Below are 20,064 nucleotides of genomic sequence, written 5' to 3'. Positions count from 1 at the left end.
TGGAACCTGTACTTCTACAGAATGCTCTGCTTCATGATATCCATCTACTGTTGTATAATCATATGTTTCATCATCAACCGTGAAGCACGCTGGATAAGTATCTGTCGTTGTAGATAAGATCATACTTTCATCTACCCATTTCCAGTTTTCAGGTAACGCTACTTCCTTTAATGTTGTACCTTCCTGGGCTTCTAGATTTTCCGGTAGTGAGATGGATGGGGCAATTTCTTTTTCCTTTTGTTCATTTTCATTATTTTGAGCTGTTTGTACTTCCGTTGTATCACTTTCTTGTGCTCTTACTGTTACAGAATTTACTCCGGTAGATACACTTAATACAGTTGCCATTGCGACTGCTGCTGTTTGCTTCGTTTTTTTATTCATTTTTGATGTCCCTCTTTCTTTGTGATTGAAAAGTAAACTTATACAACCATATCCTAACAAAGAAATTACAAATAAAAAAAGAAGCTATTCCTACTTGGTAAGAATTTCTTCCTAACTGGTAAAAATACACCTTGCGTTTTACCTCGAGTTCCTGTTATCCTATCTATAATAGGAGGTGTCATCATTGAATAAGATAAAATTACATTGGAAATTAGGTCTACTTCCCCTTTATGCAATCATCGTGATACTAACAGTATCCTTCTTATATTCCTATACGACTACAGATGTAGATACGTTATTTTTAACACCAACATTTCAAGATGCAAGAGGATGGGAAATTTATACATTAGATGAATATGGTAAAACAGAAAAAACAACACAAGAGTTGTTTGATAGTTCCGGGGAAACTTTTTATCTATCACGTAAATTAGATAAAACATTAGAACAGGAAGGCTATACCATCATGGAATTAGATAGCTTTACTTGGCAACAAAGTGTCTTTTTAGATGATGAGCTACTTTATACGGTAGATCCAAGTCTTGATAATCGTATTGGGAAAGTTAAGTTCTCAGATCAATATACAGGCATACAAAAAGAAAATGAATATGTTAGGTTTACATTACCTTCGGATTATGGTGGAAAAACATTAACAATTGCTGTTGCGTATAACTCTATGAAAGAGTATCAAGGTATGCCAATGATACGTCTATCAAGTGAAATGATCAATACACAATTGCTAGTAAGTAATACATCTAGCCTATCGATGCCTGCGACTGCTTATATGATGGCGGCAATTTTACTGTTAGGATTATTTTTCTTTAACTTATATTATGGAAAGAAATCCTATGCGACCTTGTTTTTGATGGTTGCGGCTGTGATTCAATCCCTACGTATCTTTTTAAATTTCGAATATAGGTTTGGTTCTTGCTATTCTCTTCTTTTCTTACCTGCAGAACTATTAATACCTTTATCACTTGGGATGCCACTGCTTTATATGTTGACGCAAATGAAGCGTTGGAAGAAATGGTATGCTCCTTTTGTATTTTTCCCATTGGGCTTATCTATTCTATTCCATTTACTTGCGAAAATTCCTATGTTTTCAATTCTATCCTATTATCCATATGATGCCTTACTATATTTATCCCTATTATCACTTGGTGTCTTTGCGGTATTGGAGTGGAAGGATAAAAATACAGTATATCGTTTATTTACACCGCTTTTCTTTGGTGTTGTCATCTGTATATTGATTGGTAGTTTGGGTTTATCTATAACAGGACATGAAGAAACGATGATGGTTACCATGTTACGTGCTCCTATTCTAATGATGTCGGAAGCATTTCAAAAGTATGGTGGTTTATTGTTGATTCTAGGAGGCACCGTAAGTTTCATATTAACCATAAGGAATGTAGCCGATACTAAGAGTGAATTATCCATTTTAGCGATAAGAAATGAATTGATCAATGAAAATATTCAAAATATGCAAGAAAGTAGCACTGAAATTGCCATTCTTCGTCATGATATGTTACGTCATCTTCATATGTTACAAGATTTAAGTCGTGAGGGAGATAAAGAACGAATGGATCACTATTTGGAAGAATTGACAGAGAAAACTGAAAACGTTCTTCCGTTAAAGATTTGTAGTCATCCGATTGTCAATGCCTTACTATCACGAGCATTGGTGAAAGCAAAAAAAGAAGATATCCAAATGATCTTACAAGTAGAGGTTCCTTCAGATATCACGATTGATGATAATGATTTATGTACTTTGATCATGAATATGTTAGATAACGCCATTGAAGCTGTAGTTAAGTGTTCATATAAGAAAAGCATTGAAGTAACCATGCATGTAAGAGGAAGATATTTGTTTGTAGAAACCATCAATCCTTATGCAGATAAGATCTTATTAGATGAAAAAACCGTTGTCTTACCTAGTACAAAGGGTGAAGGACATGGATATGGTATGAAAGCTATGTCTGAGATAGCACAGAAATATAGCAGTAAGTTACAAGTCAAATTGGAAGGTGATATGATCATTGTACGTACTGCCTTATTGATGCCTAAAAAAACAAGATGAATAAAAAATTGTTGGTCTATTATTTAGATCAACAATTTTCTTTTTTTCCATTGATTACTGATGAAATAGAGGAAGCATAATAATCCGGGAAGCGTTCGTGCAAAAGCAGTACCCAGCCAATAACCTTCTGCTTCCATATGAAATAGATTTACAAATAACAAACTGAATCCGATTCTACAAATCACTCCATCTAAGATTCCAATGAAAAAACTTAAGGATACAAAGCCACTTCCGGTAACCAAAGCTTGAAAAGTGCTCGTAATCGCAGACATATAAAAATGTAAGATCATGATTCTCATATACACTTTCCCCATTTCAATCACAGCTACATCCGAGGTAAATATGCGAAATATTTCATTTGGACAGAACACAGCAAGAAGCGCACATCCACTTGCAATACAAAGACAGCAAGACAGAGAAAGTAGGATCAATCTCTTTGTTCTTTCATATTTTCTTGCGCCAAGATTTTGCGCTACCATCGCTGCGGTAGCAGCATCAATACCTTGTACATAGACTTCTAAAAATTTATTTATTTTATTTCCAACACTATTCACAGCGGCATAAGACAGTCCATAACGATTGATATTTGCGTTGACCCATAACATAGAACAACGAACGAAAATAGATTTTACAGCCTGTGGAATGCCTAACATTAAAATTTTCTTTAATGCTATTTTCTGAATACGAAAAGTGGAAAGATGAAATTCAAAACCAAACGTTGCTTTGTTTCTGCATAAGTATAGCATAGCTGCACTACAAGAACCAATCTGTGCGATTACCGTTGCGATTGCAGAACCGGCTACACCGACTTGCAATACTACCACCAATAAAAGATCCATCACGATATTCAATGATACTGCAACCAAGATAAACTGTAGTGGCTTCTTTGATTCTCCCATTCCTCTTAAAATACCGCAAATAGCATTATATCCAAACAAGAAAGGAAATCCTAATGTCGTGATCATCATATAATAAGTTGCCTGTGTGTAAGCTTCCATGGGACAATTTACGAAAGATAGAATTTGATGATGAAAGATATAAATGAAAATAGTAGATATCATAGCCAATATCATCATCAACGTTATCAATGTATGAACAGTTTCCTTACATTGTTTTTTATTACCAGCTCCGACAAGTTGACCGATATAGATTTGTCCTCCTGATGCAAAAGCCGTCGCAATCGGAAGAAATAAATCGGCCATTTCTCCACCTGTTGAAACAGCAACCGTACCTAGACTGCCCAAAAATTTCCCAACAATGATAAGATCACTCATCGAATAAAGTTGTTGTATCAGATTACTTAATATGATCGGCAAGGAAAAACAAAGCAATGTTGGCAACAGTTTCCCTTCCGTGAGATTGCGCCCGATCTGTTTTTCCTTTTTCATACAAATCGTATCATTTTCCTTATCTCTATCTAACATTATTTTTTGTATATTTGATACCTGTACCTTGATAAACATACTTCATCATAACTTTTTTTCGTTCACCTTTTGCAACTGTGATTTCCTTATACATATCATAACCATCAGGATCAGCAAGGATAGCTTCCGTAGCATCTAATAAATATTGAAGCATCAAACTTGATTGATCTAGCATACCATGCCCGGGAAATACACCTTCTATTTCATCAAACCGTGGCTGTAATTTTTTCAAAGCAGTATTCATTGCTTGTACTGTGCAATATTGAGCATATGGTTCATTGGGAAGAGCTGTGCCAATACCTGTCATATCGCCGATAAATATCGTATGATCCTGATGATCATAATAACCACATTGCCCCGGTGTATGCCCCGGTAGTAAAACGGCCTCCACGATATATCCATCCCCTAGATCAAAACAATGTCCATCCTCTACACCGATGATTTCATATGGACGGTATGGTATGATATCGGCTTTATCAAATTCTGTCCATTTAGGCTCACCGGACTCATCAAATAAATAATCCCAGATATGTGCATTATTTTTCTGTTCCATTCTCCAAACTTCTTGTATATGACAATAACAAGTATCGAATTGACAATTCCCATATGCATGATCAAAATGAGAATGAGTATTCACAACGATGATAGGCTTATCGCCAACCAGCTTTTTGATCAATCCTTTTAAGTCTCCTACCCCAAAGCCTGTATCGATCAACATACATTTCTTTGGTCCATCGATCAAATACATCCAAGGATCTCCTGCTCCATCAAGACTTTCCGTATAGATACAAAACAAATGATCACGAAACTGATATACTTCTGCATATGGATTGATTTCAGGATAAAATTGTTTCAATGTACTATATTCTCGTAATAACTTCATATAAGACCAACGAATGGGCTTTTCTATTTCCAATACTTTTCGTTTACTTTTTAAATCGGATTTGATTTCTCTATATTTCATTTTATTCTCCTTCCCTTGGCATAATAAAAGGAGTGAAGTCGTTCATATCATTCACCCTTTTGCTTTTGGATTTTAAAAAATATCCTCTTCTTTTGATGTAGTGACAAAGGCATTTAGATCCATCAATTGCATTTGCCTAGAAGCTTTTTCTACCATATCCTTTAATTCTTGTTTTGATAACTGCTCCTTGCTCATCGTAATTTCCAATAACAATGGTAAATTAAAGCCGGTTAAGATCTCAACATTTTTATCTTGGTGTCTGATCGCCTCTTTCGTAAAGATTTGATTAACACTGCCATATTGGATATCTGTAAATATGATCAACTGATCTTCATCAGATACCTTCGTAAATAAATTCGTTATTTCCTCTTCTTCATGTTTTTTTCCACAGTAGAAGCCCATAACACTAATGTTTTCTTGAGGAACACCAAGGATGTCCAGCGTATTTTGAAATCCTTCCGCTAACTTTCCATGTGTCGCTATAACTATTTTTTTGATAGGAATACCCCACTTTCTTTAAACTTCCATATCCCCCACGAAAAGAGGACTTTGTATATTTTTTAAATAATTCTGATACTCATGTGTTCCATAGAGTGCATCTCTATGATTAATCAATTCGATATGATTCTTTATGATCCATTCTTTTAAACGATCATCACATAAAGCCTGTATATCAATCACTCTGGCTTCTTTTAAACTAGATTCCTGTAGAATATAAGGATCTAGATATCCCGGATGCCACGCAGTTAAAGCTATCTTTTTAGAAAGAATATCTCCTTCATCCTCTACGTAATATCGAATAGGATCATATTGCATACGTTTTTCATAACTATCATCATAGCATGTTCGATATACCGTAGCTGGCTGATTCGGCATATAAATATCCAAATGTCGATAACATTCTCTGGCAGAAACGATACTGCCTTTCGCATCTGGTTTATTCACAAAATTATATGCTATGCCATATTCTTCGCAAATCTGTTTCCGTGCTGCTTCAAATGCAGTACCATCTGATCCGATTCCCGCAGTATCCGGAACCTTACCTAATATGGTAATACATCGTTGCATTTGTGCATGACATTCTTTCAAAACTTCATCAAATTCACAGGTAGCCTTTAATGCTTTCTGTTTTCTGAACTTAAACTTCCCGGTTTCATCTACCATTGAGGGCACTTCTTCTGGGGGAAGTATCGGCCTCCCCCAAAAGTGTGCATGCCATCCAACACTGATCCATGGATACTTTTTGATGCTTTCCATAGCATCAACGGAACCTGGTGTATCTAACATCAAATCAACAGAGGTAACGATGCCATCCTCTATCGCTTTGATGGTACCTGCATTATAGACATCGGTATAACCAAAGTCATCTGCTCTAACGATCAACTTCATATCAATACCTCTTTCTACATGATCCCTAAAAATGCCATAAGAATACCAAAGCCAATGATAAGGAACATGATCTTCATAATAGAAAGTTTCTTTTTCACAAGATAGAATACGGCAAATAACACTAATAAAGACAAGCCTTTTGGTAAAATGGTATCAAAGGTATCTTGTAATACGAATTCTGCACCACCGAAATTCAGTGTCAATACAGTATTTGCTTTGATCAGTGTGGAAGCTAAACATCCTACCATTGTTAGACCTAGAATGGAAGCCGCCTTAGTAATACTTTTCAAAAGGCCTTTTTCAAATAGATCTTTTAAGTACTTCGTTCCAACTGTATACCCGGCAACGATCAATGGATATTTAATGACAGTAAATATGCCGCCATAGATCAAAATGAATAACAATGCTCCTAAAATACTGCCTTGTTGTGCAAATGTAATACCGATACCTGCGGCAATAACTCGTAGGGTTACTTGGAATAAAGAATCGCCTATTCCCGCTAAAGGTCCCATAAGTGATGTTTTGATATTGGTGATGACTTCACCACTAACATCATCTCCCTCAGCTTTTGCTTTTTCTAATGCATAGGTAATACCGAGCAGAAACGTCATGGTACTTGCATGTGAATTTACAAACTCATTGTTTCGCTTCAAAGCTTCTAAACGAGCCTGTTCGTCATTTTTATATATTTTATCTAAAAGTGGAATCATACAATAACAGAAACCCATACCTTGTCTTTTGATTGCCTGCATGGATCCATTGATTAAAAATGATCTCCTAAATAAAAGCATCATATCTTTTTTTTCTTGTTTCGTTAAATCAGCTTTCATGAAAAGAAATCCTCCTCTTTTTCTAAATCTTGACGAGCTACATTTTCCACTGCATAATGACTCTGTGCTTCAGAATCATTAAAGAAGGTAAGTACAGCTGCACATCCTGCAATGATTGCGACAGCCATCGTTCCTAAGCCAAGGTAAGCACTTAGAGCAAAACCGATAAACAACCATGCACCTTGTTGCTTATTGAAAATCATACTTGTTAGGATACCTAAACCAACGGCAGGTAAAAGTCCTCCTGCTACTGTCAAACCATCTAATATAAATGCCGGTAGATAATCAAAAACAAGTTGTACATTATCAGCACCAATCCATACTGCTAAAAAGATAACTAAAATTTTGAAAGTTCTTGTAAATAATCGATAGCATCGTTGCAAAGTACAGAACTTTTTCGTATCCCCCTTCTCAATATATTTATCGAATAATTGAACAAAATAAGCATGCATCGGTACATCTAATTGTCCAAGTCGTGCAGTTAACGTTCCAATAGGTAAAGCCAAAGCAAGAGCTGCTTCATTTGATAATCCTCCATTAATGACAAAGGTCGTACAAATGATCGTAGCACCAAAAGCATCTGCCGGTGCTCCTCCACCTACACTCACGATTCCCATATAAACTGCTTCTAATAATCCTCCCATAATACAACCAGCTTTTACGTCACCTAAAACTAAACCAACAATCGGTCCAGTGACGATAGGTCTTACCAGCGTCTGCCATGAAAATGATTCATCTACTACAAAGATTGCCCAATATGTTACGGCTATAAGTAATGCAATTCCCATAATTTTCTCCTTTTTTTATAGTAAGTCATGTAATTTTTGTGGTGGTAATGTTGGTGTCATCTGATAATTACTATCAGGCTTTTTCTCAACGATAGTTCTCAATAATTCAGCCTCACCTTCATCTACCGCAAGTGAAGTTGCCAGCATCTTTCTTCCTGCTTTATCTGATATCATTCCGAAATTCCCGATATTTACAAAGGGAATGTCTGGTATTGCTTCTACCAATGTCAAGGCATCCTTAGGATTGTTTACCAATATTAGCACACTTAATTTATCCATACGTGGATCTTGCAATAATTTAATTGCATCTTCTACTGTTTTTACAGCGACCTTCACATTTTGCGGTGCTGCCATTTTTAGTGACATGATAGATATTTCATCTTTAGCGACTTTATCATTCGCTACGATAATGCGATCTACATTCAATGCAGAACACCATGTTACTGCTACCTGTCCATGAATGAGTCTTTCATCAATTCTCAACGCTTTGATCATATTCGTTTCCTCCTCTTTAAGCATTTTGGTTTTATCAACGTTTAAACCACTCCTTTCCATTCCATGACAGTCAGTGTGCTATCATCAATAGCATTTACTTCACGGCCGTAGAAGTTTCCTTCACTAATTTTCCTGGAACTTTTTACATCCATACTTTATCATGAAAGAAGTGGATCGTGGTCTTTGCTTTTGCACGATGATTCATGCAAATTTATATCAAATCTTACTTTGCACCATGCTTCATGCAAAGTTTGTTTTATCAAGAAACGCAGAAATCTGTTTTTTAAAATTTTGATAACTAGGCTCTTTTAAAATGGCTTCGATCAATTTTTCATCATGAATCATTTCAGTAAGATAACTCCATATCTTATAAGCCTTTGGATTATTTTTCTCGACACTCACCAACAAGATCAGTTGTACCATATTACCATACGTATCCCAAGGGATTTCTTTTTCTAATAAAGCCACTGCAATCAACGTATTTTCTGTAATAGGATACATAGGGTGAGGCATTGCAATAGCATTTCCAAAATACGTTCCGCCCATCGTTTCACGTTTCATAACTTCTTCATATAGCTGTTTACAAGAAAGTGTATCCTTTGTGCTTAGTTTACAAAGTTGTTTGATCACTTGTTCCTGTTTCATTGGCTTACCGATATAAAAATTAGCTTCTGTGAATAATGCTTCAAATTGCTCTTTATTATTGAAACCATCCAACATCATTTTAATCGCTCGATAATCTTCTTCTTTGGGAAATTGAGAAATCAAAATAGCTAAATTATTCTCATAAAACTTATTCTTTTCTGTTGTACAAATGACATCAAATGTGGATACATCTACATGTTCTAAATGATAGATATCTTCGATTACAAGTTCAGAAAGTGTATTGGCAAACCATGATTTAATTTTTTCCCTAAGCAACAACGTCTCACTTCTTTTCAAAGAACTGATGATCAACATGCGCTTGGTTCCTGCATGTTCCTCATGAGCTTCCAAGGCACTGTTGAAGTAGATAGCCAAATAGGATATTTCATCTTCATTTAATTCATAGCCAAAGTGCTCTTTGATCATACTTGATAAAGAAAAGGCCATATCAAAAGCGACTTGATAGGATTGACGTAAATTATGCAATAACTCATTTTTTAGTTGCATATTATATTTCAATCTTGTAAGAAGTGGCATCAAATGCAGAGATAGTGATACACGAAATTGTACATTATCCATAATATCAACGGCGTATTTGTTTTTTATACTGGTTAGTGCTTGGAAAACAAAATCATCGATTTCCTGAGTGATATAAGAAGCATCATTCAGATTTGCTTTTCCATACAGATAAATTGCTAGACGTTGAACCTCAGCTTCATGAATCGGAATATGAAATGCTTCATGACAAGCATGGATAATTTTTTCCGCCATCTCGATTTCTTTCATGAAAGGAACATGTATTTCATCTTGTCTTGCTTCTTCCATTACAAAACCTCCGGTAACTCTTTTGATTAAAATATCAATATGTATGATCAGGTTTTGTAAGGCTACATCGGAGATCTGATATTGATATTCCATAAAGACATTTACTAAGATAGCACCGATTTTATTAAAATTTGTGGTTTGATCGTTTTGTGTATAAAGATTTGCATAATCACCCATAAAGTTGACATGTTCACTGGATATGCATTTTCGGATATCTTCTTCTTTTCCTTTTATCTGAATTCCTTTTTTAAGATCATGTTCTATTTCAATATGATACCCTTGAAGAATTTGCTTTACCTGTTTCAAGTCTTTCAGAAAGGTTGATTTGGATATGAAAAAACGATCAGCCAAATGCTGAACCGTATAATACTTCTTAGTTTCTAACAAGATTTCTAATATTTTATGTATACGATTATCTTTGGAATTCAGATCATCTTCACCTTGCATATCCTGCATATATTGATGATATTCCTCTTCATCAAGCAATATCATCTTGGTTCCCTTAGAGGGCATGGATTCCAATTCTATAAAGTCTTGATCTTCTAATTCTTGACGAATGATAGAAAGATCATTTTTTACGCTACGAATGCTGATATCATATTTGTCAGCAAAAAAACGAGAGGTTAAAAAATTCTCTTTATTTTCATAGAAATCCTTTAGCATATTCAACTGTCTTCTGTTCAATGGCATCAGTATCTTCCTTTCCATTACAAAGATATTTCCTCATAAGATGAAAATCATATGATGATCTATTTAAATTATAGCATGTAAACTTCTTACTGCGATTTTGCTTTTGCACGAACTATCATGCAAACTATGTTCTACATGATTTATATAAGAAGATGATCATTATACTTAGTGCCTTATTGATGCTTAATCTAGCAATTGTTCATGGAATTATGAATGTTATGATGTTAGGTTTTACAACATATATACAAAGTTTATAGTCATAACATATGTGAATATATAGCCCTCTTTTTGATAGAAATCGGATAGTTTAAATTTGTTAACACTATCATATTAGCACATTCTGCATATTCTATAACAGGCTACACCATCGATATCAGAATCGTGTGGCATGCCATTTAAGAGAAAGAAGAGGTGCACAATGTACAACGACGATTATTATGAATCAAATGAGCAGGGCAATTGGGATCGTGATCCTTATTGTGAACAAGAATGTTGTGAACAGGAATGTTGTAATCCTTGTTGCAGAGGGCCTAGAGGCTTTCGTGGTGCAACAGGTGCCACTGGCGCAACCGGAGCGACCGGCGCTACAGGACCTGGTGTAGGTGCTACAGGACCTACTGGAAATACTGGGCCTACGGGACCTACCGGAAATACAGGTGCCGATGGAGCTACAGGGCCTACTGGTCTTCGTGGAGCAACTGGGGCAACTGGCGCTACAGGAGCTTCCGGAATTACTGGAGCTACAGGTGCCACAGGCGCAAATGGAGCGACCGGTGTAACAGGTGCAAGAGGCGTTACTGGGGCAACTGGTGCCATGGGAGCTACAGGACCACAAGGTATCATGGGACCTGTAGGTAATACCGGACCTACTGGGCCTAAGGGTGATACCGGAGCAGATGGTATCCCGGGTATCACAGGGGCAACTGGAAATACCGGTATCACTGGTGCTACAGGAAATACAGGGCCTACTGGTCCTACCGGAAATACCGGAGCAGATGGAAATACAGGGCCTACTGGTCCTACTGGTCCTGATGGTGAGGTAGGTCCAACTGGTGCAACTGGAGAAACAGGTCCTACTGGCCCTACCGGTGAAACAGGAGAAACCGGACCGACCGGTGCTACTCCTGTTGTTACGATTGGATTAACTACAACAGGTGATCCGGGAACCGAAGCAGAGGTCACATCAAACGAAACACCAGATGGCATTGAATTGAATTTTACTGTGCCAAGAGGTGATACAGGTCCAGGCGGTGGCGGTGGATTGATTGCATATGGTGGTAAATATAACGATGCTACACAAACGATAGATCTAGCTGTAGGGGCTACTACCCCATTACCTTTACCTGTAGATATGCCCGCCAACAATGTAACGCTAGGCGCTGATAATCTAACGATCGAACAAAGTGGCATATATGAAATCAATTATATGTTCAATGCTTCAGCTTCCTTAGGTGCAGCAGTCACATTAGCAGTGTTAAATAATGGCGCACCAATACCTGAAACAGAAGAAATTCACTTATTGGCTATTGGTGTAGAATCCATCTATTCCGGTAGTGTTATCACTTCTTTATCAGCTGGGGATGTATTGACCATGAGCGTATCCTCAGCGGTTGCTTTAACATTAACTTTAAGTACCGGTGTTACTGTCACATTAACAGCAAAAAAACTTGACGAAGTAGCAAGCGCATAGTAAAAAAGACTCTCTTTGACTTGATTGTCAGGGTGAACAGAAAAACCGCCGCTATGGTGTTACCCATATACGGCGGTGGTACATAGTGTTATTCAAAATAAAAAAGTTCTTCAAATTTCTTATCAAGGGCAATACATAAAACAAGTGCAAGTTTTGCAGTAGGGTTAAATTGACCTGTCTCAATCGAACTAATAGTATTTCGAGATACGCCCACTATTTCGGCAAGCTGATTTTGCGATAATTTCAATTCTGTTCTTGCTTCTTTAAGACGATTCCTTAATATCAGTTTATCATCCATAATTTCCACCACTTTATATGCCTGTGGTAGACACGATCAAGTTATAGATATGACATCCTGACAGCGCCAATATAAATACCGTATATATAATCGCCATCGCTAGGTCAAATCTGTGGTGGAGTTTAACATATTTTACCCAAAATGTTGCCATGTTTGAGCAGAAAACAAGTGCCCATATTCCATAGTTAATTCCATCTCCTACAAATATCTGCGTTATAAAGAACACAGCAGCAAGAACCACCATTATTATAACTGCAAGCGTACTCGACTGCTTTAAGATTTCCTGTTCATAAACATCTTTGTTTTTATTTTCTGCTCTACTTTTTGCTAAAATTTCATCCTTGTTCATAATGAAATCCTCCTAATATATATTTGCAAAGTAAACTTGGCATCATCATTATAGCCACGCCAAGTTTACTTGTCAATGAAATTTGTAAAGTTTTATTATCAATTTCAAAAGAGGGAAATATCGTTTTGTGTCGGTATCTCCCTCTTTTGAAATTAATAATATCATGTAATAAATCAGATATATTAGAATGCCATTTCTGTTTGAAATCCCAGTAATCACCTTCAGCTTTTAAATCTATTAGTTCTTGAATTTCTTCTTTAACCTCTTTCACTCACTTCACCTCTTATTTATTTTCAAATAATTGCTATTTCTAATACTCATCTTCCAAATCTATGATTTCTGTAATCTCCAATTTATTATTGTCTAATAACATACGTAATCCATGTTGCATAGGTATAGAGGTGTCATGAGAAAGATGTTTTTGATATTCCGTACATCCGAAAAACATCTGTTTGTTTCTATGATTAATCCTTAATGTCATTGGTTTTCCACAGTAGGAGCAAGGAAGACTATGATAAGACACAGAAGATGATTCTGTTAATTGGTTAACAGCTAATAAGACACCAATTACATTTCTCGCTCCTGCCACATACAATGTCTTTGCTACTTCTAGAAAAGTTGAACCTGAAGAATACACATCATCCATCAATAAGATACTTTGACCATCTATATTTTCTGTAACTTCATAAGCTCCTCTAACGATTTCTTTTCTGTTAAATAGATTATTTCCTTTTTGAGAAAAGTCTTTATTACACTTTAAGATGCTTTGAAGTTTCAATTGATTATTCGTACATTTGTTTAAATGAAGTGAAGCAAATCTATCAAAACGCTTGTTTTTTATTTCAATAGGTTTTAATGGAATAGCCGTAAGAATATCTATTTTCTCTTTTTTATTTATAAAATTTATTGCTGAATCAAAGAACAAGTCTACGACCTCTACATAATTATCTTTAAATTCCTTTACTAATACAGAAAGTGGATCGTCTAATAAATATTGATGTCCTTGAGAATAATATCTACCTCCTAGGTATAGTGTCAACGGTTCCTGCTGTCCATTGTCTAATTGTACCATAGTTTCACTTTTCAGTAATGACATTTTTTTACGTGATTTACTGTATGTTGCGAAAACCTCAGCACCATATCCTTTTCTTTCCTTTAATAGAATTTGATTTAAAGTATCTAATGCCGTATATGTGAAATCAGGGGTACTTTTTAAAAACTCTTTGGTTAATTCTCCAGCTAATATAGTACCTATATGATTTTGCATCATTTCTTTCAAAAACAAAGCATTGCTGCTAATGGCAATCAAAGAATAGGATTCACATTTAGCAATACTTAATATTTCTTGTAACAAAGAGGAAATATCAAAGTACTCTATTGTATCATCTACTTTTTTAATATCGTTATTCCAAAAATCTTTTACTTTAAACACTTTGACATCTTTCAATATAGATGTAAATGGATATTCAAGATAATCTTGACTTAGAGAATCCATATCCAATATGATTGCTTGAATGTTATCCGGATCAGTCCATTTCCACATTACTGATTTCCTCCATATCTGTTTTATTGAATAGGTCAAGTAATAACTCGTTTTTGTTCAAAATTTCTAAAACTTCTTTTAATGTTCGAAATGCAAAGGCACCTTTTGAAACATATTTTGCAGGCCATTTGATCAGTGGATTGTTAATGGCAGACTGAGGAATAAGCACATCTCGTCCTTGTTTTAAGGCATAGTCTGCTTGTTTTAATGCTCCACTTGTTTCGCCAGCTTCCATTATGATTGTTGCTAATGAGATACCGCTCATCGTTGCATTACGGGTAGGAAAATTCCATCTATTTACAACATTGCATGGCGGGAACTGAGAAACAATCAATCCCTTTTTTTCGATTTCCATCTGTAGATCTTTATTTTCTTTTGGATAGTATTGGTTAATTGGAGTACCGATAACTGCAATCGTTCTTCCACCATATTTTAGTGCCGAACGGTGTGTTGCTGTATCAATTCCTTTTGCCAGACCTGCATTTACTACAATATTTCTTTGAATTAACGATTTAACAATTCTTTCAGTCTTTTCCATAGAATCCAAAGAAGCATTTCTACTTCCCACGACACATACTGATTTTTCAGCAAGTAAATGTACATTTCCCTTTAAGAAAAGATAGGGTGCAGCTTCCTTTGTTTCTGCAAGCAATTTAGAATAAATATCATCACCTTTTTTCACAAGTACAACATCACTTGGCAATGATAGAAAACTCTCTTTTACATTTGTGTATTTGTTATAAAAATCTTTCTCACTGACTTTTAAAAGAGATGACAGTAAAGGAATATTTACTGGCAACCCACTATGAAAATCAAAATTATTGACTTTTTGAATTTGCTCTACAAATTGACTAGTCCGTTTATCATTGTTATTGAAATACTGTTGAATCGTATAGTAAAGGATAGCGTCACGAACAAAAGAGTTGTTTATATCAAAACAATCTACATTTTTTTGATTAGTGTTATTAGATACATTTACAATCTTACGTTTTTCCAAATCACTTTTCAAAAAAAGCATAACAGATTTACTGACTTTTATAGGTTCAATTCTTTTTTCATGAACAAGCTGATTTAATCTCTGTGTTGAAATATTCAGATATTCTGCCGCCTCACTAGATGTAAAAACATTTTGCATCAATTCCAAAATCTCTTTTCTTTCCATCTTACCCGCATCCTTTCTGTTTAAATACATTGTACTATTACTCTTGATGATTATCAAGAGTAATGAAGGTGGGCATTAAAATATTTTACATCAAGGGTGCTAGGGATTATCAATTCTAGTAGCCCATCCTGTGACTGAAATAACTGATTTAATGATTCATTGCATGCTCTAGTGTTGTGATTCTATCTTTAAATACGTGTCACACATCAGATCGATGGTTAACCAGACGGTATCATTTTCAGATGAAATAGAAACATCTATTCTAGATTCCCCATTGATAAATTCAACTAGTCAAAACACAACCTTTTTATCATAATTTTTTCTCATTTCTATAAAAATACGCTATAATATACACAATAAGGAGAGGATACCACATGCAGAAACTGTTTACACGTTATATCACACTTGTCATTGTGCTATCTTCTTTCCTCATTCTCGGATTTACATGGTTCATACAAGAATATAATGCCAAATCAAATATTCAACAAAATGCTGAATTAAAACTAGAACAGATTGTCACGACCTTAAACAGCAATAAAGATGAATTAGATAATCTTACCGATAGTTTAAATGAGGATTATCTAACAAGAGCTTATGCTTTTGCTTATATCATACGATCCAATCCTGATGTTTTATCCTCACAAAGTGAGCTTGAGAAAATAAAAGATTTGTTAAGGGTAGATGAGCTTCATGTGATCGATGAACATGGGATTTTATTTGCGGGTACCATACCGAAGTATTTTGGTTTAGATTTTCAAACCACAAAACAAACAAAAGAGTTTTTACCCATCTTAGAAGATAACGGTTATCTTATTCAAGATATCCAACCAAATGGTGCCGAGAAAAAAGTATTTCAATACATCGGTGTCGCCAGACAAGATAAAAAAGGCATCGTACAGATTGGTCTTGCACCTACTCGAATCTTAGAAGCACGTCAAAAAAACGAGATATCTTATATCATATCCAGATTACCAATGGATGAAGGTATTTCACTATTTGCCGTAAATAAAGAAACAGGTCAGATACTTGCACATAGCGATGACACATATCTTGATAAAAACGTGGATGATTTAGGTGTAGATCTATCTACTTTGATACATTTATCCAATGGTAATTTCATTCAGTTATCTGATTCATCTGTATATTGTGTTAGTAAGGTTTATGATCAAATGTTATTATGTATTGCGTATGATCGATCTGTGGTATTTCAAGATCAAAATATGATCATGTTTACTACTGTGATCGGGTTAGTGTTGATTGCGATCATTATGATTTTGACGCTTCGTTATTTATTAAAACGGCAAATCGTCACAAATCTTCATCGTATCGTAGAGGATGTCAGAAAGATATCCAATGGAAATTTGGATACGGTCGTTCATGTGGAAAACATCCCTGAATTCAAACAGCTGAGTGGAGATATCAATAAAATGGTCGCAAGCATATTAAATGCGACTGTCAAAGTATCCAAGGTCATCGATATCGTGGATATGCCAATTGGGGTCTTTGAATTCAGACATGATCAAAAAGATGTCATGGCAACCGATCGTCTTCGTTTCATCATGGATTGGGATAAGGAAACAGCAGATTCACTTTATCAAGATAAAGATGCATTCATGAAAGAAATGGGTAAAGTAATGAATCCGAATAAAACAAATGTCACTAACATTTATCATCTTCATCGTGACCCTGATAAATGGATACAAGTATATATGGCAATTGATGAAAATGGTACTTTTGGTGTTGTCAGTGATGTTACAAGTGATGTAAAAGAAAAGAAGAAAATCGAATATGAAAGAGATCATGATGCTTTGACCAAATTAAATAACATCAAATCCTTCCATATAAAGGTTGATTCCTTATTGAAACAGGTACAGCCTAAGACAGCTGCGATCGTTATGTTGGATCTTGATAATTTCAAATCCATCAATGATCAATATGGTCATGATTGGGGCGATACTTATTTGAAAGTATTTGCGGCATTATTAAGTGAATTTGAGAATGATCAAATTATTTGTGCAAGACGTTCGGGGGATGAATTTTGTATCTTCTTATATCACTTTGATAGCAAAGAGGATGTTCGCAAGGTCTTAAACAGTTATTATCAAAAGATATCCGCTTATCGACTTCGTTTCCCTGATCAAAAAATTCATCACATTCAATTATCTGCCGGATTGGCTTGGGTCGAGGATACGTTACAAAGCTATGAAGATCTGATGCATGCCGCCGATATCGCTTTGTATGCTTCTAAGCATCATGGTAAGGGCATTCTTAGTGAATATGAAAAGGATTTACAATATCCTGATATAGAATAGAAAAGATCTGCTTCTTCATTGAGAGGCAGATTTTTTTCACATATTCGTATCTTTTGCATAATGATAAACTATGGGGTGAATAGAATGGATAATCAAACAGAGGAGTCATGGATGAATGAGCATTGTTGCGATTGTTGTATCGGTCCACAAGGTCCAACAGGTCCAAAAGGTGATACAGGACCTCAAGGTGTGACAGGTCCTACTGGAAGAACAGGAAGAACACCTGAAATAACGATCGGTGAGGTCAATACTTCTTTACCCGGGGGAGATGCAACGGTAAATGAAGTTCCTACCATGAATGGCGTTCAATTGAATTTTACGTTACCAAGAGGTGATACAGGACCAACCGGTAGTCAAGGAGCCACAGGACTTCGTGGTCCTAGCGGTCCTAGGGGTGTGACGGGGGCTAGAGGGAATACCGGTGCAGATGGAATTGCCGGAGCAACCGGTCCAAAAGGTGCGACAGGGGCAACAGGTATCACAGGAAATACAGGCCCGATCGGGCCTACCGGAATGACCGGGGCTGATGGTGCTACTGGACCAACGGGGGCTATTCCGATCGTTCGAGTAGGTTCTACAACAACCACATCTCCTGGAGAAAATGCATGGGTAGACAGTGTACCGATACAGGATGGGATCGAATTGAATTTTAAACTACCAAAAGGAAACACGGGACCAACCGGGGTAACAGGGGCTACCGGAATACAAGGTCCTACCGGTTTTGAAGGACCGGCAGGACCTACGGGCAATACAGGTATGACAGGCGCTACCGGAGCAACCGGGGCGATCCCATTGATCACGGTAGGTACTACCACTACACTAGAACCAAATCAACCTGCACAGGTTGATTTGAAACCCATTGAACAAGGTGTACAATTGGATTTCTCCATTCCAAAAGGAGCAACCGGGGCATTGCCACAACAGGCATTTGCATCCTATTATGTTTTTCAAGGCTATTTCACGGATGGAATCCAGATTCCATTATTGGAATCTGTCGTAGATACAACAGGAAACATTGTACAAGACAATTCTTCATTGCTCTTAACGCCTGGATATTATCTGATCAATTACAATGTAACTGTCATTTTAGCAACACCCGGCTATATGCAAATTACGCCCTTTTATGATGGAAAGGTCCATCTTGAGCTTGGTGTATATGTAAAAACGACACAAAATCAACAAACGGCTATGGGATCTGGATCATTGATTGCCTATATAACTTCCACATCAAGATTCTCTTTAACTTACAATTCTAATGTGAATAGTACAGAAGGTACCTTAACGCTTACTGTCTTGAAACTGAATCGAACCAGCTAGGTTTTTGATTCAGTTTTTTTCGATATTTCTTACATCAAAAAAAGAAAAATGGTAAAATGACTTTGGAAATAACATTCATTTAAGTAGGAGGTCTATCATGTTTCAAATCAATGATAATGTATCTTATACAAACAAAGGCATCTTTCAGGTAAAAAATATCATAGAGAAGCGCAAAGGGCGCAAAGAGAAGGAATTTTGGTATGTGCTACATAATATCAAAGGTGATGTAGAAACCAGTATTACCACACCATCCACAAATCCCAATCTTCGTTTGATCATGAAAAAAGATGACATCTTAGCTCTGATCGATAAGATGCCATCGCTTACCAGCTGTTGGGACGATGATAAACGTATTCGTGAGGAACGATTCCAATCCATGCTGGATAGTGGTGATATATGGATGTGGGCACAATTGGCGAATACCATTTATCTCATGAAAAAACAAAAAGAGGAAATCAAAAAAACGATTTCCGATAAAGATAAATATTTTTTTGATCGAGCAGAAGATCTTCTTTTTGATGAGATTTCATTATGCTTTCATATCAAACGTGAGGAAGTCCATGATTTCATCTTTTCGAAACTACATGCTCAACCTATTGATTGACGGCAAGGATGTGGAATGCTTGATCATGATATTCCATCTTCATAACAGCGCAATTCGCTATATGAAAGTTTTTTCCTTGTGATTCCATATAGCCCGGTTTTAGTTTCCTTAATAACGTCATCATAACGACACCATGCGTAACGATAAGAATATTGCCATCTTGATAGGTTTGTATCATTTCATCCAGTACGTTGGATACTCGTTGCCAAACCATTTCCGGATTTTCTCCTCCGTCATTTACCCATCCGTATCGGTGATACTCGTGTTGTTTGGCGACTCTGCCT

The 20,064-nt window shown here is 36.1% G+C and carries 20 protein-coding genes; 5 read left to right on the top strand and 15 right to left on the bottom strand.

Going from position 1 to position 20,064, the window contains the following annotated elements:
• Window positions 1-381: hypothetical protein (locus UGRO018_RS15885; RefSeq protein ID WP_416327487.1), on the bottom strand; the 381-nt coding region annotated here is incomplete at its 3' end.
• 184 nt (window positions 382-565) lie between these two features.
• Between UGRO018_RS15885 and UGRO018_RS15880 the strand changes: the two genes are divergently transcribed.
• On the top strand, window positions 566-2,455 hold the full coding sequence (locus tag UGRO018_RS15880) for a sensor histidine kinase (protein WP_416327486.1): 1,890 nt from the start codon (window positions 566-568) through the stop codon (window positions 2,453-2,455).
• Window positions 2,456-2,478: 23 nt separating this feature from the next.
• Here UGRO018_RS15880 and UGRO018_RS15875 read toward each other — a convergent pair whose 3' ends face one another.
• The 8 genes from UGRO018_RS15875 to UGRO018_RS15840 form a co-directional block, all read right to left on the bottom strand.
• A complete protein-coding gene (locus UGRO018_RS15875) occupies window positions 2,479-3,843 on the bottom strand; it encodes an MATE family efflux transporter (RefSeq protein ID WP_416327485.1) in 1,365 nt (454 codons plus the stop codon).
• Window positions 3,844-3,868: 25 nt separating this feature from the next.
• Window positions 3,869-4,843: an MBL fold metallo-hydrolase gene (locus UGRO018_RS15870; RefSeq protein ID WP_416327484.1), complete on the bottom strand. Its 975-nt coding sequence runs from the start codon at window positions 4,841-4,843 to the stop codon at window positions 3,869-3,871.
• 72 nt (window positions 4,844-4,915) lie between these two features.
• The gene (locus tag UGRO018_RS15865; protein ID WP_416327488.1) at window positions 4,916-5,326 is read right to left on the bottom strand and encodes a PTS sugar transporter subunit IIA; all 411 of its coding nucleotides are present in this window, start codon (window positions 5,324-5,326) and stop codon (window positions 4,916-4,918) included.
• Window positions 5,327-5,359: 33 nt separating this feature from the next.
• Entirely contained in the window at window positions 5,360-6,232 is an 873-nt protein-coding gene (locus tag UGRO018_RS15860) for a ChbG/HpnK family deacetylase (RefSeq protein ID WP_416327483.1), read from the bottom strand.
• Between the two features lie 14 nt (window positions 6,233-6,246).
• Entirely contained in the window at window positions 6,247-7,062 is an 816-nt protein-coding gene (locus tag UGRO018_RS15855) for a PTS system mannose/fructose/sorbose family transporter subunit IID (protein ID WP_416327482.1), read from the bottom strand.
• Complete coding sequence (locus tag UGRO018_RS15850) at window positions 7,059-7,850, bottom strand: PTS mannose/fructose/sorbose/N-acetylgalactosamine transporter subunit IIC (protein WP_416327481.1); 792 nt, start codon at window positions 7,848-7,850, stop codon at window positions 7,059-7,061. Before UGRO018_RS15850 ends, UGRO018_RS15855 begins: the two co-directional genes overlap by 4 nt.
• Window positions 7,851-7,865: 15 nt before the next feature.
• Window positions 7,866-8,345: a PTS sugar transporter subunit IIB gene (locus tag UGRO018_RS15845; RefSeq protein WP_416327480.1), complete on the bottom strand. Its 480-nt coding sequence runs from the start codon at window positions 8,343-8,345 to the stop codon at window positions 7,866-7,868.
• Window positions 8,346-8,585: 240 nt separating this feature from the next.
• On the bottom strand, window positions 8,586-10,505 hold the full coding sequence (locus tag UGRO018_RS15840) for a BglG family transcription antiterminator (RefSeq protein ID WP_416327479.1): 1,920 nt from the start codon (window positions 10,503-10,505) through the stop codon (window positions 8,586-8,588).
• Between the two features lie 418 nt (window positions 10,506-10,923).
• Between UGRO018_RS15840 and UGRO018_RS15835 the strand changes: the two genes are divergently transcribed.
• On the top strand, window positions 10,924-12,195 hold the full coding sequence (locus UGRO018_RS15835; protein ID WP_416327478.1) for a BclA C-terminal domain-containing protein: 1,272 nt from the start codon (window positions 10,924-10,926) through the stop codon (window positions 12,193-12,195).
• 88 nt (window positions 12,196-12,283) lie between these two features.
• Here the strand turns inward: UGRO018_RS15835 and UGRO018_RS15830 are convergent, their stop codons facing one another.
• From UGRO018_RS15830 to UGRO018_RS15810, 5 genes are read right to left on the bottom strand one after another with little or no spacing between them, the layout of a single operon-like run.
• Window positions 12,284-12,493, bottom strand: a complete 210-nt coding sequence (locus UGRO018_RS15830; protein ID WP_416327477.1) for a helix-turn-helix transcriptional regulator — start codon at window positions 12,491-12,493, stop codon at window positions 12,284-12,286.
• A 13-nt stretch (window positions 12,494-12,506) separates the two neighbouring features.
• On the bottom strand, window positions 12,507-12,842 hold the full coding sequence (locus UGRO018_RS15825; protein ID WP_416327476.1) for a DUF6442 family protein: 336 nt from the start codon (window positions 12,840-12,842) through the stop codon (window positions 12,507-12,509).
• Entirely contained in the window at window positions 12,829-13,113 is a 285-nt protein-coding gene (locus UGRO018_RS15820) for a hypothetical protein (protein ID WP_416327475.1), read from the bottom strand. Before UGRO018_RS15820 ends, UGRO018_RS15825 begins: the two co-directional genes overlap by 14 nt.
• A gap of 39 nt (window positions 13,114-13,152) precedes the next feature.
• Window positions 13,153-14,385, bottom strand: coding sequence for a ComF family protein (locus UGRO018_RS15815; RefSeq protein WP_416327474.1), 1,233 nt, complete (start codon window positions 14,383-14,385; stop codon window positions 13,153-13,155).
• Complete coding sequence (locus UGRO018_RS15810) at window positions 14,369-15,547, bottom strand: DNA-protecting protein DprA (protein ID WP_416327473.1); 1,179 nt, start codon at window positions 15,545-15,547, stop codon at window positions 14,369-14,371. Before UGRO018_RS15810 ends, UGRO018_RS15815 begins: the two co-directional genes overlap by 17 nt.
• Before the next feature lie 374 nt (window positions 15,548-15,921).
• Between UGRO018_RS15810 and UGRO018_RS15805 the strand changes: the two genes are divergently transcribed.
• The 3 genes from UGRO018_RS15805 (at window position 15,922) to UGRO018_RS15795 (ending at window position 19,780) form a co-directional block, all read left to right on the top strand.
• Complete coding sequence (locus tag UGRO018_RS15805; RefSeq protein WP_416327472.1) at window positions 15,922-17,859, top strand: diguanylate cyclase domain-containing protein; 1,938 nt, start codon at window positions 15,922-15,924, stop codon at window positions 17,857-17,859.
• 84 nt (window positions 17,860-17,943) lie between these two features.
• Complete coding sequence (locus UGRO018_RS15800; RefSeq protein ID WP_416327471.1) at window positions 17,944-19,176, top strand: collagen-like domain-containing protein; 1,233 nt, start codon at window positions 17,944-17,946, stop codon at window positions 19,174-19,176.
• A 97-nt stretch (window positions 19,177-19,273) separates the two neighbouring features.
• Window positions 19,274-19,780: a hypothetical protein gene (locus UGRO018_RS15795; protein WP_416327470.1), complete on the top strand. Its 507-nt coding sequence runs from the start codon at window positions 19,274-19,276 to the stop codon at window positions 19,778-19,780.
• On the opposite strand, the gene UGRO018_RS15790 is transcribed toward UGRO018_RS15795, so the two are convergent.
• Window positions 19,770-20,064: histidine phosphatase family protein (locus UGRO018_RS15790; RefSeq protein ID WP_416327469.1), on the bottom strand; the 295-nt coding region annotated here is incomplete at its 5' end. The two genes, UGRO018_RS15795 and UGRO018_RS15790, sit on opposite strands and share 11 nt — an antisense overlap.

The sequence above is a fragment of the Hoskinsella mucinilytica genome, from assembly GCF_045223415.1.
Classification (GTDB): Bacteria; Bacillota_I; Bacilli_A; order Erysipelotrichales; family Erysipelotrichaceae; genus Hoskinsella; species Hoskinsella mucinilytica.
The sequence above is the reverse complement of the archived record's forward strand: the minus strand, read 5'-3'. Positions and strand labels throughout refer to the sequence as shown.

What these genes read in the sequence shown, in the direction of transcription:
- UGRO018_RS15810 (WP_416327473.1), bottom strand. Translation starts at nt 15,547, where the DNA reads ATGGAAAGAAAAGAGATTTTGGAATTGATGCAAAATGTTTTTACATCT.
- UGRO018_RS15860 (WP_416327483.1), bottom strand. Translation starts at nt 6,232, where the DNA reads ATGAAGTTGATCGTTAGAGCAGATGACTTTGGTTATACCGATGTCTAT.
- UGRO018_RS15875 (WP_416327485.1), bottom strand. Translation starts at nt 3,843, where the DNA reads ATGAAAAAGGAAAAACAGATCGGGCGCAATCTCACGGAAGGGAAACTG.
- UGRO018_RS15840 (WP_416327479.1), bottom strand. Translation starts at nt 10,505, where the DNA reads ATGCCATTGAACAGAAGACAGTTGAATATGCTAAAGGATTTCTATGAA.
- UGRO018_RS15795 (WP_416327470.1), top strand. Translation starts at nt 19,274, where the DNA reads ATGTTTCAAATCAATGATAATGTATCTTATACAAACAAAGGCATCTTT.
- UGRO018_RS15845 (WP_416327480.1), bottom strand. Translation starts at nt 8,345, where the DNA reads ATGATCAAAGCGTTGAGAATTGATGAAAGACTCATTCATGGACAGGTA.
- UGRO018_RS15855 (WP_416327482.1), bottom strand. Translation starts at nt 7,062, where the DNA reads ATGAAAGCTGATTTAACGAAACAAGAAAAAAAAGATATGATGCTTTTA.
- UGRO018_RS15805 (WP_416327472.1), top strand. Translation starts at nt 15,922, where the DNA reads ATGCAGAAACTGTTTACACGTTATATCACACTTGTCATTGTGCTATCT.
- UGRO018_RS15835 (WP_416327478.1), top strand. Translation starts at nt 10,924, where the DNA reads ATGTACAACGACGATTATTATGAATCAAATGAGCAGGGCAATTGGGAT.
- UGRO018_RS15870 (WP_416327484.1), bottom strand. Translation starts at nt 4,843, where the DNA reads ATGAAATATAGAGAAATCAAATCCGATTTAAAAAGTAAACGAAAAGTA.
- UGRO018_RS15830 (WP_416327477.1), bottom strand. Translation starts at nt 12,493, where the DNA reads ATGGATGATAAACTGATATTAAGGAATCGTCTTAAAGAAGCAAGAACA.
- UGRO018_RS15850 (WP_416327481.1), bottom strand. Translation starts at nt 7,850, where the DNA reads ATGGGAATTGCATTACTTATAGCCGTAACATATTGGGCAATCTTTGTA.
- UGRO018_RS15825 (WP_416327476.1), bottom strand. Translation starts at nt 12,842, where the DNA reads ATGAACAAGGATGAAATTTTAGCAAAAAGTAGAGCAGAAAATAAAAAC.
- UGRO018_RS15800 (WP_416327471.1), top strand. Translation starts at nt 17,944, where the DNA reads ATGGATAATCAAACAGAGGAGTCATGGATGAATGAGCATTGTTGCGAT.
- UGRO018_RS15815 (WP_416327474.1), bottom strand. Translation starts at nt 14,385, where the DNA reads ATGTGGAAATGGACTGATCCGGATAACATTCAAGCAATCATATTGGAT.